The 16,553-nt window shown below is 27.4% G+C and carries 12 protein-coding genes and 2 tRNA genes; 11 read left to right on the forward strand and 3 right to left on the reverse strand.

What is annotated here, in order from left to right:
* The 9 genes from AVBRAN_RS01035 (at window position 1) to AVBRAN_RS01075 (ending at window position 8,683) form a co-directional block, all read left to right on the forward strand.
* Complete coding sequence (locus AVBRAN_RS01035; protein WP_214117473.1) at window positions 1-1,317, forward strand: proton-conducting transporter membrane subunit; 1,317 nt, start codon at window positions 1-3, stop codon at window positions 1,315-1,317.
* Window positions 1,317-3,638: a tetratricopeptide repeat protein gene (locus tag AVBRAN_RS01040; RefSeq protein WP_239803320.1), complete on the forward strand. Its 2,322-nt coding sequence runs from the start codon at window positions 1,317-1,319 to the stop codon at window positions 3,636-3,638. Before AVBRAN_RS01035 ends, AVBRAN_RS01040 begins: the two co-directional genes overlap by 1 nt.
* A 49-nt stretch (window positions 3,639-3,687) precedes the next feature.
* Window positions 3,688-3,778, forward strand: a tRNA-Ser gene (locus AVBRAN_RS01045).
* 24 nt (window positions 3,779-3,802) lie between these two features.
* A tRNA-Arg gene (locus AVBRAN_RS01050) sits at window positions 3,803-3,879 on the forward strand.
* 64 nt (window positions 3,880-3,943) lie between these two features.
* Window positions 3,944-4,384, forward strand: coding sequence for a DUF3015 family protein (locus AVBRAN_RS01055; RefSeq protein WP_214117471.1), 441 nt, complete (start codon window positions 3,944-3,946; stop codon window positions 4,382-4,384).
* Window positions 4,385-6,232, forward strand: coding sequence for a DUF4105 domain-containing protein (locus tag AVBRAN_RS01060; protein WP_239803321.1), 1,848 nt, complete (start codon window positions 4,385-4,387; stop codon window positions 6,230-6,232).
* A gap of 181 nt (window positions 6,233-6,413) precedes the next feature.
* Window positions 6,414-7,004, forward strand: a complete 591-nt coding sequence (locus tag AVBRAN_RS01065; protein ID WP_239803322.1) for a zeta toxin family protein — start codon at window positions 6,414-6,416, stop codon at window positions 7,002-7,004.
* 192 nt (window positions 7,005-7,196) lie between these two features.
* Window positions 7,197-8,144, forward strand: coding sequence for a sialidase family protein (locus AVBRAN_RS01070; protein WP_239803323.1), 948 nt, complete (start codon window positions 7,197-7,199; stop codon window positions 8,142-8,144).
* A gap of 2 nt (window positions 8,145-8,146) precedes the next feature.
* Window positions 8,147-8,683: a hypothetical protein gene (locus AVBRAN_RS01075; RefSeq protein ID WP_239803324.1), complete on the forward strand. Its 537-nt coding sequence runs from the start codon at window positions 8,147-8,149 to the stop codon at window positions 8,681-8,683.
* Between the two features lie 6 nt (window positions 8,684-8,689).
* On the opposite strand, the gene AVBRAN_RS01080 is transcribed toward AVBRAN_RS01075, so the two are convergent.
* From AVBRAN_RS01080 to AVBRAN_RS01090, 3 genes are read right to left on the reverse strand one after another with little or no spacing between them, the layout of a single operon-like run.
* Window positions 8,690-9,130: a DUF4878 domain-containing protein gene (locus AVBRAN_RS01080; protein WP_214117466.1), complete on the reverse strand. Its 441-nt coding sequence runs from the start codon at window positions 9,128-9,130 to the stop codon at window positions 8,690-8,692.
* A 4-nt stretch (window positions 9,131-9,134) separates the two neighbouring features.
* Entirely contained in the window at window positions 9,135-11,171 is a 2,037-nt protein-coding gene (locus AVBRAN_RS01085) for a rhodanese-like domain-containing protein (protein ID WP_214119755.1), read from the reverse strand.
* A gap of 43 nt (window positions 11,172-11,214) precedes the next feature.
* Window positions 11,215-13,107, reverse strand: a complete 1,893-nt coding sequence (locus AVBRAN_RS01090) for a cytochrome c3 family protein (RefSeq protein ID WP_239803714.1) — start codon at window positions 13,105-13,107, stop codon at window positions 11,215-11,217.
* 279 nt (window positions 13,108-13,386) lie between these two features.
* On the opposite strand from AVBRAN_RS01090, the gene ccsA reads away from it, so the two are divergent.
* Window positions 13,387-16,140 (forward strand): cytochrome c biogenesis protein CcsA, encoded by a 2,754-nt coding sequence (gene ccsA, locus AVBRAN_RS01095; protein WP_239803325.1) that lies wholly within the window; start codon window positions 13,387-13,389, stop codon window positions 16,138-16,140.
* Window positions 16,137-16,553, forward strand: a complete 417-nt coding sequence (locus AVBRAN_RS01100) for a hypothetical protein (RefSeq protein WP_239803326.1) — start codon at window positions 16,137-16,139, stop codon at window positions 16,551-16,553. Before ccsA ends, AVBRAN_RS01100 begins: the two co-directional genes overlap by 4 nt.

A 16,553-nucleotide genomic window follows, 5' to 3' on the forward strand; every position in this document is an offset into this window, starting at 1 on the left:
ATGCAACTTGATTTAAATGTATTACTTATTTTACCTGAACTTGCTTTGATAGTTTTTGCTTGTTTTATATTGGTTGCTAATTTATTTTATAAATTTGATTTAAGAGCTTTAAAAGGGCTTAGTATTGTGGCTTTAATAATTGCTATTATTTGCCAATTTAATTGCCCTTATGATGAGAGTTTTTTTGATTTATTTATATTTGATAATTTAGCAAAATATTCAAGTATATTAATCAATCTATCAGCTATTTATTTTCTACTTGCTAATAAAAGAGCTGATGAAGGTGAGTTTTTTGCATTATTTTTAATGATGATAGCTTGTTTAAATTTTATGGTAAGCACTAATAATTTAATAGTAGCTTTTATAACTCTTGAAGGCTCTTCTTTAGCACTTTATAGCTTAATAGCGTTTAAGAAAAAAGCAATTGAAGGTGCTATTAAATACTTTAATTACGGAATGCTAGGCTCAGCATTTTTTGCTATGGGTTCTGCAATGTATTATTTTGATAGTGCAAGTTTAGAACTAAACTCATTAGCTACAATTAGCACGGCTAGTATTTTAGCCTTTGTTATGATAGGAATTACAATATTATTTAAATTATCAGTAGCACCGCTTCATATGTGGCTTAAAGATGTGTATTTAAAGGCTGATTCAAGTTTAGCTGGATTTATTTCAATAGTTCCAAAAATAGCTATGATGGTATTTGCATATAGATTTATGATTTCATTTGAAAATTTCTTCAATGTAAGTGAGATTATTTTAATTATTGCTTGTGCTTCTATGCTTTTTGCTAGTGTTATGTCATTAAAGCAAGATAATGCAAAATCAATGTTAGTATATAGCTCTGTTTCACATTCATCGTTTGCTTATTCAACCCTTGCATTTTTTCATTTATCAAGTCAAATGTTTTTATATTATTTTTTAACATTTGCATTTGTAAATATCGCATTATTTATGTTTTTAGGTGCGTTTAAAGACACAAATTATGAGAATTTAAAAGGGGTGTTTAAGAAATATCCTTTATTAGGAATTTGTATTGTTGTGTTATTGTTAAATCTTGCAGCATTGCCACCATTTGGCGTATTTTTTGCTAAGGTTGGTGTAATTAATATAGCTTTAAATGTTAATATTTATGCAGCAATTTGTATGGCACTTAGCTCAATTATTATGCTATTTGCTTATTTAAGATTTATAAAAGCAATTTTTGCAGATAAAGAAATAGGATTTTTATATTTTAATAACGCTCAAAAAATAGTTTTAATTTTAGCAGTTATTGCTTCTTTTGTTGCAAGCGTTGGATTAGATTATATTAAATAATGAAAAAAATATTATTTCTTTGCTTTTGCGTTTATTTATATTCTTTTGAACTATATATAAACTCTGGCAAGGAAATAAATAAAAATATATCAGTTTTACATATTAAAAACAATACTGATATAACTTGTGATAAATTACAAGATGAGAATTTAAAACTTTATTTTAAATGTAGTGTGAAGGGTAAATCAAGGTTATTATCAAATCAAGATTTAACTTTATTCAAATTAGAATTTAAAAATTCAAAAGATACTTTAGATATATATATTTACCCTAAAACAAATGTTAGTATTGTTGATAGCGAGCAAAAATTATATGATACTAATGTGGTTTTTGCATCTAGCAAAAAAGTTTCTAAAAATTTTACTTTTATATTTTTTCCATATACTCAAGGAGTGTTAAGTCCTAATGGACTTGATTTTGATGTGATTTTTCCTGATTTGCAAACTCCTTTTATAGAAGGGCTTGATTTAGACCAAAATCCTGTAAATATTAGCGATAATAGTGATATTAATTCTTATTTGAGTATTAAAAAATATTACGATAATAAGCAATATAAAGAGCTATTAGATTTATGCAATATGTCTTTAGAAAAATATAAAAATAGTATTTTTATAAGCGAGTTTTATTTGTATAGAATTAGAGCTATGTTTAATTTGCTAAATGAAAATACCACTTTAAGCGAAGAAATTATTTCAAGTGCAAAAGATTATGTAAGGGTTTTTCCAAGTGATGAGAATTACACTGAAATATTGCAAATGATGGTAAAAACTTATTTAAAATTAGAACAAAGAAGTGATGCTGAATATTTTATAGATATTTTAAATAACGAGCATCCAAATTCTTATTACACAAAATTGGCAAGTTTAAACTATGCTGATTTTTTACTATCTCACGGCAAAAGAGATGCTGCTACTATTATTTATAATAATATTTTATTTAGTTCAGATGATGCGATTTTGGCTAGTAAAGCTGCAATATCTTTAGCAAAAATCAATATTAGTCATAATAAAGCAAAGGAAGCTAAGGAATTTGTATTAAAAGTCTTTAATGCAAATGAGCAATATTTATTAGAAGATAAGGATAAAACCTTAGGTTTAGCTGATGATTTTTTCAAGGAAAAAATGTATGATATTAGTGCTCCTATTTATGAGTTTTTATTTAAAAATTCAAATAAATTAGACCCTTATTATGAAAGAGTGTTAAAAAATTTAGGTGTTTCTTTAGCTAAAAATAATGATTATAAAAAGGCTGATGAATATTTAAATGAATATAAAAAGCTATTTCCAAATGGCGAATATATGAATATCATTGATGAAACTATTGATAGTTTATATTTTGAAAAAGATGAACAAGATAGCTTTAAATTGCACGAATATTATAATTTTTTAATGGCTAAATATGATAATAATATATCAAAAAGAGCTCTTTATGAAGAAGTTAAATTATTGTATAAAGAAAAAGATTATGAAAAGATTTTAAAACTAGAAAAGAAAATAAAAGATAGTGAAAATGAAGAGCTAATTTCTTTATATGATAGTAGCTTGATTAATTTATTAAATATTGCATTAGATGATGATGATTGCGATGAAGTTTTAGGATACATAAAAAATAATAATTTTATAAGTGATGAAAAAGTCATTAATAAAATGAAATATTTAGAGTGCTTAGAGAGAAAAAAAGAAAATAAATTAGCTTTAGATTTTGCAATTAAGTTTGAAAATGAAGATTTGGTGTTTTATAAAATCAAACAAGCAAAACTTTTATATTTAAATAAGCAGTATAAAGATGTGGAAAATATAATCAAATCTATTTTAAATAAACGATTTAATATTAAAAAACCAGAATATTTTGAGATATATTATTATTTATCATTATCATTAATTAAGCAAAACAAATACAATGATGCTATTTTTTCATTAAAACAGCTTGAAAAATACGGTAATGGATTAAGATTAGTTGAGGTTTATGACGAATTTTTGAATTACTTTAAAAACAATAATCTTGATATTTCAGCTATTACTTATGGTAAAAAAGCAATTAATATACAAAATTATTTAGGTATTAATTTATATAGTCCTAAGATAGAGTTAATTACTTTAAATGCTTTAATTAATAAAAATAATATAAAAGAAGCTAAAGAAATATTTATAGATTTATATAAATTAAAATTAAGCGAAGAAGAATACAGCAATGCAAAATATTTAGAAGCTAGTATGCTAATTAAAAATAAAGAATTTGAAAAAGCAAAAGAAACTTTAAAAGAATGCAAAAGTGGTGATTGGAAAAATTTATGTGATGAAAAATTACAACTTTTGGAATAATTTAAGCTAAATCTAATTTTTAAAATATATAATATGCGTTTTACTTATTGGACAGATGGGTGAGTGGCTGAAACCACACCCCTGCTAAGGGTGCAGCTCTTAATCGGGGCTCGAGGGTTCAAATCCCTCTCTGTCCGCCACTTTATTTCAAAAACTTATTTTATGCGCTCGTAGCTCAGCTGGATAGAGCATTTGATTGCGGTTCAAAAGGTCAGGGATTCGAATTCCTTCGGGCGCACCATTCATACTCATTGTTAATATATAGTTTTATAATTTGTTTTTTTAATACTTTAAAAGGAGTTATAATGAGAAAATTACTTTCTTCATTGGTAGTTGTTGGTGCGATTAGCACTTCTTTATTTGCAGGTGCAAATACTCAAACAGGTTGCGGACTTGGAACTATAATTATTAAAAACCCTGATTCAGCAATTATGTATGCTTTACAAGCTACTACAAACGGAACTTCAGGTAATCAAACTTTTGGTATTACTACAGGAACACTAAATTGCCAAGAAACAAGATTAGTTCATAATGAAAAAGCAATTAATTTCGTAAATGCAAATCTTGACGCCTTATCAAATGAAGCTGCTTTAGGAATGGGCGAGCATTTAGATACTTTAGCTGAACTTTTAGAAGTAAAAGATGCTGATTTATTTAAAGCTAATTTAAGAGCAAATTACTTAGCTATTTATAATTCAAGCGATGTTGTAGGTGCTCAAGTTTTAGATAGAGCTTCTGCTTTATAATTGAAAAAGTTTTTATTTTTATTGTGCTTTTGTATTTTTGCAAAGGCACAAGATAATGAATTATTAAATCTTGATTTTTCTAAATTAAGTATTTCTAAAGATGAGTTTTTAGAAATTATTCAACAAGCTAATCAAAAACAAGTTTTTAACACAATAGAATGGAAAAATCTCCTTCACTTTACAAACAACAAAAGCGAGATAATTAATAAAGAATTTTTTTATTCAAATCAAAGGAATTTAAAATCAGAATTTGAGCTTAATTTATATATGTATTTTTTAAAAAAAGAAATATATTTAGGCAAAAAAGAAGAGTTAAATCAAAAAGATTCTGCTATAACTTTTAGCAACGATAATGATAATTTGCACTTTATTTGCAAGTTTCCTTTAAGGGCAAAATACATAGAAAAATCTCTAAAACTTACTAAAAATCAGGATTTAAATTGTTCTGATTTGAATAATTTCTTAGAATATATTAGCCCTAAATCAATTAGCATAGTTTTTCCAGCTGCTTATTTAAATTCCCCAGCTTCAATGTTTGGGCATACATTTTTGCTAATTAATTCTAATTACAATTCAAGGCTTTTATCTTACGCTATTAATTATGCTGCCGATGTTGATGAAAAAGATGAAAATGGCTTAAAGTTTGCCTTTAAAGGTTTGTTTGGCGGATACATTGGCAAGTATTCTTTAAAGCCTTATTATGATATGTTAAAAACATACAAAGATAGCGAAAATAGAGACCTTTACGAGTATGATTTAAAATTAAATGAAGAAGAAGTAAATAGACTGATTTTGCATTTATGGGAGATTAAGGATAGTAGTTCGGTTTATTTGTTTTTTGATAAAAATTGTTCTTATAATATTTTGTGGTTACTTGAGAATGCAAATCCTGATATTAAATTAAGAAATAAATTTATTTATAGCGTAATCCCAAGCAATACTATACAAAAAATCAACGACATTAATCTAATTAGTGATTATCACTATAGAGCATCAAAGTTAAATACCATTTTAAATCAAGCAAAAGATTTGAGTTTTGATGAGATAAATCTAGCAAAAAATATAGCTTTAGGTAAAATTGAGCCAAATTATGATTATTCTATTTTAGCCTTAGCGAACGAGCTTAGTCAGTATTATGCTAGTAAAAATGAGCTTAGTGTAGATGAATACAAAAAAATAACTCATAAAATATCTAGTAATTTATCTCAAAGCAAAATAGCAAAGCTTCCTTTAAAAACTCCAAAGGAAAGCATAATTAAGGCTAATTATCCTAGCAAAATATCATTTGCTTATGATACAAAAAAGAAAGCTTTATTATCAATTAGACCAGCCTTGCACGATATTTATGAAGATGATTTGGGTTTTGATAAAGGTATAGGGATAGAATTTTTAAGCACTACTATTAATTATGATAAAAAGCCTAAATTAGATGAGTTTGTCCTGCTAAGACTTGCAAGTTTAAGTGATTTTAACTATATAAATCATAAGCCAAGTTTTTTGTTTAAATTAGCTTATGATGATGTATTAGATGATAAATTAGCAAATATGGAGCTTTTAGGTGGGATTAGTTTTGTTAATGAGTATTTTTTATTATCATTTTTAAGTGGTTTTAGAGTTTATAAAGATGGTTTGAGCTTTAATAATCAAATAATTACAAGCCTATCTTATAAAGCAAATAAGCTTAGTTTAAGTTATCATAAGAATTTTTATAAGCACGGCTTATTAGAAGATATTTTAAGTATCAAAACTCATTTTAAGATTTATAAAAACACTGCGATTTTTGCTGAATTTCAAAAATATTTTCACAAAAACGAAACATTTAAAATAGGTATAAATTATTATTTTTGATATTTTTTTGGATTTGGAATTTAATTTGATTTTTTTTTAAATTCTAAGTATTCGGGTTAGCAATTGTTTTTAAAAATTTATAAAAAAGATATAAATAAATATAAAATATTTTTAGTTTTTTATATTAATAAAATTATTTAATTTTTATTATAATTACTTAAAATCTATATAAGGAAAATTTATGATAAATCAACCTATAGTTACTATTTTTGCTGGTGTAAATGGTGCAGGAAAAACCACTTTATATTTTTTAACACTAGAAAAAGGAATAAATTTAGGCTATCGTATAAATGTAGATGAAATAGCTCAAAGTATTGGAGACTATAGAGATAGACAAACTCAAGTTCGTGCCTCAAGAATAGCTATAAAAATGCGTAAGGTTTACATAGATGATAAACTTAATTTCAATCAAGAAACTACACTTTGTGGAAAATCTATATTAAATCTATTTGATGAATTAAAAGAGAATAATTACAAAATAAATTTACGCTTTGTAGGGCTTGATAGCCCACAAACAGCAAAAGAGCGTGTAAAAATACGAGTTAGTAAAGGTGGACATGATATAGAACCACATTTAATAGATAAAAGATATTACGAAAGTATGCAAAATCTTTTAAAAATTATGCCGTTGTGTGATGAGATTTTGGTTTATGATAACACTAAAAATTATGAATTAATTGCAAAAATAACAAATGGAAAAGTAGATATACAAAAAAATATTGAATGGTTCAATGATTTAATTTCAGAAAAAATAAAACTTCAAAATTATTAATTTATGAATATTAGTTATGATTTTAAAAACCACAAAGGACAAAGATGAAAAAACTCACATTATTTTTATTTAGTTTATTTTTATGGGGGGGGGTATTTATTAAATAACAAAGATATAAATTTTACTTATTTAACCAAACCAACCAACCACAAAACCCAAACAATCCAAGAATTAAAAAGCATTTCTATACCAATGAAACAAGGTGTATTATCAGCACATTCTTCAAGCACAATATCTCTTAATAATGATTATTTGCTTAGCGTATTTTTTGCAGGTTCTAAAGAAGGTGCAAAAGATGTAGCAATTTATGCGAGTATTTATCAAGGCACAAATTATTTAGAGCCTTTTGCATTAATTACTAGAGAAAAGCTTATGAAAGATAGCAAAGAATATATTAAAAAAATCGGAAATCCAACCTTAGTCAAAACAGATAATAAAATCCATTTATTTGTTGTAGGAGTTAGTTTTGGCGGCTGGGCAAATAGCAAAATATATCATTATATTAGCAGTATTGATACTATTGATTTTAAATTCCAAAAAGTCCTTCATTTAAGCCCTTTTGCAAATATTAGTAATCTTGTAAGAGCTAATGCTATTTATATTAATTTAGGTAAAGAATTTGGCTTTTTACTCCCAATTTATCACGAATTAGCCAATAAATATCCTTTAGCTTTAGTATTTAATAATTCAGGCGAACTTTTAAAAATCAAAAAACTCACTAATGCTAAAGATTTATTTCAGCCAAGTGTCGTTGCTATTAATGATAAACTAGCTTTATTTGCTTTTAGGTCTAGCAAAAGTGCTAATTATGATTTTTATACTATGACTTGTGATAATCTTTTAAACTGCAATGATTTAACAAAAACAAATCTAAAAAATTATGATAATTCTATTAATTTATTCAAAGTAAATAATGATATTTTCTTGCTTTTTAATAGCGATAAAGATGGTTCAAGAAATACTTTAAGCCTTGCTATTATGAAAGATTATAATGATTTTCATAGGATTTTAGATATTGATAAAGGTAAAGAAATGAGCTACGCAAGTGTATTTATTAGCGATAATAAAGCTCATATTACATACACACATAATCGTGATTTTATTCAATACAAACAATTTTTATTTAACAAAAAGGATTAAAAATGCACTTTATTTATACTTTACTTTATTTATCAATTTTTGCAAGTATTTTTCAAAAACTTACAATTAAGAAGAAAATTTTTATATATTTAGCGATAATTTTTTTGACAAATATATCTATATTTAATGGTTTGAGTTTGAATGATTATACTTATAGTATATTTTCTAATCTTAGTATTTTTAGTGTTTTAATTTTGCTATTAATAATTTTTAATCAAGGCAAATTGCTTGATTTTAGGGCTTATGTTTATATTTTTGTTATCAATCTTTTATTTTTTCTATCATTTTTAAATATTATTGCTTTTGATATTTATTATGAAAATGGTTTTTTAAATTATTTAATAATTTTTGTAATTTTTATAATTTCGTATTTGCTAAATCAAATTCTATCAATTTTATTTTTGCTATCTTTAGCAATATCTTTTATCTTAGGCATTGATAATATAAATGATTGTTTTTTTGATATTTTTATTTTGATATTTTCATTTTTTCAAGTAATTTTAAAAGCAATTAAAAAGAATTTAAATAAGTCTAGTTAACTAGACTTATTTGACCTTTACAGGATATAAGCTTGGGTATTCATAGATTTTCCACTCGCCATTTTCGTTGTGTAAAATCACATCTTTACTGAATTTATGTTGCTGGATTTTGTAGTTTGTATCTACTTGAACTATTGCTATTTCGCTACTTTTGTTCTTTTTAGTAAAGTTCATTTCTATAGTATCATCATTACCTTTATAATCATAATCTATAAAAATCATATCCTTACCTTTATCTTGAAACTTCTTAAAATAATCCACATTATTTTTACTAGCAAGTAATTTAGCAGCATCACTCATTTTCCCAGCTTCACATAAAAGCACAAAGTCTTTAACCACAGCTTCAGGCTCTTTAGCTTCATTGCCGCAAGCACTAAGAATTAGTGCTGCAGCAATTAAACTTGATGCCGTAAAACTTAAAATCATATTAGCATCTTTATTTTTCATACTCTTATCCTATCAACATATCAGCAAAGGCATAAATTATTAAGAACAGAAAAATTAGTCCAGTAAATAACATTAAAAATCCAACAACTCTTGCAAAATAAAAATACTTAGCAAAAGAATTGCTTTCGTTTTTAAGTTCGTCTAATTTTCCACTAGCTTTAAGCCTTGCATACCATTCAGGTCTATCGTGCTTTAACTCTTCTTCGGTTAGTTCTCCACTAAAGATAACCATATCCATAGGGAACCTATCAGCTCTAAAGTGAGTATTGAAAAAATGCACCGCAAAAATAAATCCTGTAGCTAAAAGTGCTTCATCAGAATGCACAAGCGTTGCAAGATTTAGCATAAAGCCAGGTAAAATCTTCGTAAATTCAACCGGAAACCATAATACTAAACCACTAAAGCCAATGATAAACATACCCCAAAATACTGCTATATAATCAAATTTTTCCCAGTAAGTAAATCTATCAAACTTAGGTCTTTCGCCTTTTCCAATAAACCATTTAAAATGAGCTACAACATCTCTTAAGTCTTGCATTCTAGGCATTAAACTATCAGGTCCAAATAATTTTGCTAAGAATAATTTAAAGCTTAGCTTTCCATTATTATCACGAATAGCATCACGCTTAGTCCAAGAATTATAAACTACTTCAGCAATGTGGCTTAAGAATACTGCAATCATAATAAACGCACTAAAATGGTGTATTTTAGTAGCCATTACAATTCCGCCCATTAAATCAATCATAGTTTGAGCCCAAGGAGCGGTATAGAATTTTTGCGGTAAGCCAGAAAAACTTAATCCTAAAAAGCTTGAAGCTACAAAGAAATGCTGAATTCTATGCAAGGTGCTAAAGCGTTTAATATTTACCTTGTCATTATGCATTTTTTCTTTTGCTGCACGCCACTCATCTTTATATTTAATACTCATATAAATTAGTTTCATACTCCACAAGAATGTGTGTAAGCCAAAGAATGCAAATACTGATATTACAAGCCCTGTCATAAACACATAAGCCCAATAAAGTAAAGGGAAATTCTCTTTATCAGTATGGTCAGCATGAGCTATAAAATCACTAAAGTTATCATTAGCTCCTTCGTGGCATTTTTCACAAGTTTTTATTCTAGTTTCACCATATAAAGTTGATTTCTCATCTTTTGGTTTATGAATGTTATGAGCCCCGTGACAATCAAAACAAGCAGCTATTTTTTTGCTTTCACCATCTTTTGCTAAAACCATAGCCTTTCCGTGGAAAGTTTCGTGATAGTGTTTTTGCTCTTTTTCATGGCAACTTCCACATTTTACATCGCTTAGTTTTTTAACAGCTAAAGAGGTTAATTGTTGTTTATCATGCACATTATGGCAATCCGAACATGATGGAGATTTTTCTCTTGGATTTGTGAATTTATCATGCACACTTCCGCTAAATTCAGCCTTAACTTCTTTATGACAACTAGTGCAGTTTGCATTTACATTGTCTTTATCGTTTGCTAAATCATTGATAATTCCACTAGCACCATGACAATCTCTACAAGCAGGAAGGTTACCAAATCTTAAATTCTTATGTAATTCATCTTTAAAACTACTTACTTCATTTCCTTCGTGCCAACTATTAATATCATGGCTTTTTACAAGTGGTTTTATGCCGCCTTTTTCAATAGGTCTTGCACTAAGAATCCAGCTTTCAATTCCATCTAGCATTACACGAACATTTGTATATCCTAGTTTTTGTGCTTTTAATGCAGCATCGCTACTTGCATAGCACATTCTATTTAAGCAATAAAAAATAATCTTAGCGTCTTTATTGCTAGGTAATAAACTTACCCATTCAGGTGTATTAATAAAAATAGAGCCTTTTAAATAGCCGTATTTTATTCTTTCTTCTTTTGTATTTGCGTCAAATATATATACATCTTTTTTACCTAATTCTTTTTCTACATCAGCCATAGATATAGGAATTACTCCTTCAACTACTGCAAAATCGCCTTCCGATGCAAAAAGGTTAAAGCTTAAAAAGATGGCAAAAATAAGTCTTAGCAACATATTTTATCCTTTCACTAAGGTTAGGATTTTTCCTAACCTTTTATTATTTCTTACCATCTAATAAATCTTGAGCTTGTGCTACATAAACTAATGCTTCATTTATTAGTTTTAGAGCATATTTTGGACCATGAACGCCCCAGCTTCCATCTTTTTCAATTTTTTCATAAATTGCTCTTGCTTCTTTTGTAAGTAGGATAATTTCTGATTTAGTTTTTGTGCTTAGATTATCCATTTTTGCTTGTTCTCTATCAATTTTGCGAATTGCAAGTTCTAGTTTTTTAAAGCCTTCTTTAACAGGTAATTGCCATTCCATAACTTTATCATAGATTTGCTCTTGGTCTGTGAAGTGTAATTCTTTTGGTAAAGTTGATTGCACAGCACTATGGCATCCACTTGCCCCAGGTCCTACTAGATTTACATCACTCCAGCTAGTTCTTCCGCAACTCCACATTAAATCCACAAAGAATTTGCCATCTTTTCTAGCAATTGTCCAACCTTTAGTTGTTTGTGGGTCTCTTGGTTTTCCTTCTGGTGGGTTTAGAGTTTTTGCGTCTTTATCTACATAGATTTTCCATATATGACTTGCACGAACATTGTCAAATCCACCTTTATCAGGGTTTTGAACACTTGCAAAGTTTTCACAACTCATCATATTTGGCATATGACAGCCTGTGCAATTATCTTTAGCGTGTGCTCCGCCGTATTTAAACATTTCAGCTTGAGTTTCGTGACAATCACTACAAGTTTTTTTAAGTCCTACTTTTGTATAAGGGTCTTTCCAATCATTTGCAGTAACTTCGTGTGGGTCGTGGCAAGTTGAACATCTCATACCTTTATCATAGTGCATAGTATTATACATTTGTGAGCCTTCAGTTCCACAAGATGGACACGCTGATTTAAAGTAACTATTAAATGGTTTTCTTGGGTCAATCTTCGCATCTTCGCTATCATAAGCAAATCTTTGATGGCATCTTTCACAATTACTTGGCATTCCAGCACCCCTTGCTCCATAAAGGTGAGCTCCAGCTCCGTGACATTCTTCACAGCTAATTCCTTTAGAAATTGCGTGTTTTCTAAGCTCGTCTTTATTTCCAATTGCTGCTAAGAATTCTTCTTTAGATTTAAAGTCAAATTTAAAGCTATGGCATACTTCACAATATGCAGATGCAGGTTGAAACATCATTTTTTCTTTATAAGTAGAACCATAAGAGTTTATTCCCCAAACGCTTGAAGTTTGTTTGCCAAAATCTTCTAATTTTGTAGGAAAGCCAGGTGAGAATTCAGCGATTTTTTTCGCAACTTCAGGTGTAAGTGATTCAACCCAAAGGCGTGAGAATTGATTACCTCCAGCAACCATTTTACCTGTTCCATCAGCTAATTTTCCATCTTCAATGTGATAAGTTCCACGAACTAACCATTTATCAATAAAACCATATTTTGTTCTAGGAGTTCCTACGATTACAAATACATCATCAGCTTCAACACCTTTTGGTAAAATTGTAGCTTCGCTGCTTCCATACATAGGCTTTTTAGGGTCTCCTCCAGCTTCTTCTAATTCATCAGGAAAACGAATAACTTTTGAGTGGCGTGAGCGATTCCAAGCTTCATATTGAGCAGGGTGACATTCACCACATTTTTTAGGTCCTACGAATTTATTTGGATAATCTAAAATACTTTCCATACCTAGACGATATGTAATTGATGCAGAACGACCTGTGTCTTTTTCATAATTTCCATGCCCACCGAATTCTACGAATTCTTCTTGGCGATTAGAAATAGAATATTTTCCAACTAAATTTCCTTCCTTTTCGTATTTAAACATAGGATGGCGGTCTTTTAAGAACTCTATAAAATCAGTTTCTTGATTTACATAATCGTGAAGAGTTCTAGGCTCGATACCATCAGCTTGAGGTGTTATATTATTAGCATATAACATAATACAGGCACTACCTAGTGCTAACAAGCGTTTCATAGCTTTCTCCTTAAAATTAAAATTACAACAATGAAGTTTAATCCAATTTCATTTAAAGCTTTCTTAAAAAAATATAAAAATTATAATATAATTTAAATAATTCAAAAAGGAGAAAAAATGTATTAAATAATTTTAATTAATTTTCTTATTTTTTAAGGCTTTTATTATAAAATATAGCTTTAAGTTTAGATAATAAATTTTATCAATTAAGAATGATTTTAAAAGAAAGTAGTTTTAATAATAATGTTTTTAAATAAATTTTTAAATTTAAAGATTTCTTTAGTTTATATGCTAATTTTTGCTATTTTTTGTGGGGTTGCTACATTTATTGAGAGTGCAAAAGGCACAAGTTATGCTATGAGTTTAGTTTATAATGCTTGGTATTTTCACTTGATTATGGTTTTATTGTTTTTAAGTGTGATTTATGCGATTTTTAAATACAAACTTTATAAAAATATTTCATTATTTTTAATTCACATTTCTTTTATTTTTATATTTATTGGTGCTGTTTTAACTCATTTTTTTGGTTTTGAAGGCATTATTCATTTAAGGGTTGATAATAAAGCAAATGAGATAAAAAGCACAAAAACTGAATTAGTCTTAAAACACAATGATAAAATCAGTAAAACTAGTAATTTAAATGAGATTATAAAACTTGATAATGCAAGTTTAAGGTTTGTTGATTTTAGCTATGAAGCAGGGATTACTAAGGTAAAAAGTGATGATTTAAACGACCCTAGTTATTTAAAATTAAGATTTAATTTTGATAGTGGATATAGTGATGTTGAGATTAATTATAATGAATGCGTTAGTGTTGCTAATATTGATTTTTGCTTTAACAAAACAAGCACTAATTATGTTAATTTTTATATAAAAGATAATGAGTTTTATATAAACACTAATCAAGAAATGAAATTCTTAAATCAAATTCTAAGCAGTGATTTTAAATTAAAAGATGGTATATATTTGCTAGATGAGTTTTCTTTTTCGGCTTTAAATTATTTAGTTCATTCAAAAGATGCACTTAGTATGAGTGGGGGTAATTTACAAGCGATTAGAGTAGAATTTAAATCAGGAATTTCAAAAGAAAAACTAATCCTTGCATTAAACGATAATATTAAGATAAATGATTATGATATTTCTTGGAAGCAAGAGAGCTTAAAGCTTGATTTTGATATTTATCTAAAACGATTTAATTTAATAACCCACGCAGGTAGCAAGAGTGCAAAAGATTATGAAAGTGAGTTATTAATCTTAGATAATAATCAAAAAATAGATGTAAAAATAGCTATGAATAAAGTGCTTGATTATAAAGGTATTAGGTATTTTCAGTATTCTTATGATGAAGATTTAAAAGGCACGATTTTAAGTGCTAATAAAGATTTAGGCAAAACTCCTACTTATATTGGCTATGCTTTATTGTTTATTGGGTGTTTTTTAAATTTATTTAGTCTAAAAACTAGAAAATATTTTAAGGCTTTAAGTGTTGTTTTTATAATAATTCTTAGTCCAAATTTAAAAGCAAATGATTTTAACTCTCATATAAATGAATTAAATTCTTTAATTATTCAAGATTTAAATGATAGATTTTTGCCATTTTATACTTTTTCACTAGAGCTATGCAATAAAATTGGTTGTCCTAATAAAAACGCTGCAAGTGAAGAGATATTTAGATTAATTACCGATGTTACTTATGTAAATGAAGCTAGATTAATTAGGGTCAAAAATCCTAAATTAAGAGAATTTTTAAATTGTGAAAAACAAGCAAAATTTAGTGATTTTTACGATGGTTCAAGTTATAAATTAAAAGATGAAATTAAAAAAACCTATGCTAAAGGAGAAGCGAATTTTAATGATTATGATAAGGATTTGATTAGAGTTGATGAGAGTGTGAATATTTTATATTTAATTTTTACAGCAGAATTATTTAAGATAATTCCTGATGAAAACCACTTGCAAAGCCCATTTGCAAATAATATAAGCTTGGATAATCAAAAGCTAATTAATGAATATTTAAGCTCTTTAGTAATTGCTAAAAAAACTAATGATTATAGCAAGGCTAATGAGATTTTATCTAAGATTAAAAACTTGCAAAATCAGTTTGATTTTTTACCTAGCCAAGCACAGATTAAAACTCAAATATTTTTAAGCAAATATGATGCTTTTTATAGTTTGTGTTTTGCTTATTTAGTGCTTTTTATACTTTCTTTATTTGTGATAAATAAAAATACTAAAATTATTTTTTATCTTGCTTTAATACTATTTTTAATCCATTTAATTCTCATTGGATTAAGGGGTTTTGTAGCAGGATTTACTCCGCTTACTAATACTTATGAGAGTTTAATTTATATTGCTTTAAGCTCCGTTTTTGCTGGACTTGTTTTTAGAAAAAATCTATTACTTAGCTTATGCTTATTATTTAGCGTTGCTACATTATTTACAGCACATCTTAATGATGTTAATCCACAAATTACAAATCTAATGCCTGTTTTAAATTCTCCTTATCTTAGTATTCATGTAAGCTTAATTGCTGCTTCTTATGGATTTTTTGGCTTAAGTGCTTTAATTAGCTTTTCTTATTTATTATGCGTAATATTTAAAAAACCTTACGATAAGGCAAATATTCAAATATATTTAGCAAATCATTTAGGCTTATTATTGTTAATTTGCGGGAATTTTTTGGGTGGAATTTGGGCTAATGAGTCTTGGGGAAGATACTGGGGCTGGGATAGCAAAGAGACTTGGTCTTTAATAAGTATATTAATATATGCAATTTTGGTGCATTTAAAATTAAAATCAAAACTATTATACGCACTGCTTAGTATGTGGGGATTTGGCGTTATTTTGATGACTTATTTTGGAGTGAATTATTATTTAGTAGGTAAGCATTCTTACGCAGGAGAAAAGAGCAATTTTGAAAGTCCATTATGGCTAATAATTAGCGTAATTATCCTAACAATCTTTAGTTTGGTTGCTATTAGAAGGAATTTAAAATGAGAGTTGTGTTAATATTTTTAGCTTTATTTTTCATAGCTTGTGATGATGAAAAAATTGATGAAAATTATTTAAACACTCCACTTAAATGCTCTATTAATAAAGATGTATGCGAAAAAGATTTCAAAGGTAGAAAAATTAGTTTTGAAATTATTAATCGTCCGATAAGATTTATGGAAGAAACTAAATTAATAATTAAAGGCTTACCTAAATACGATAATCTAAATCTTAAATTATATGGGCTTAATATGGATATGGGTGTTATAAATGCCGAGCTTATTAGACTTGATAACGGAGATTATGAAAGTGAGTTTGTGGTAAGCACTTGTTTATTAAGCACTATGAGATATAGATTAGAATTATTTAATAATGATAAAAAAATAAAATTATTTATAGATTTTGATATGAAAAGGTAA

The organism is Campylobacter sp. RM12651 (assembly GCF_022369475.1).
GTDB lineage: Bacteria > Campylobacterota > Campylobacteria > Campylobacterales > Campylobacteraceae > Campylobacter_E.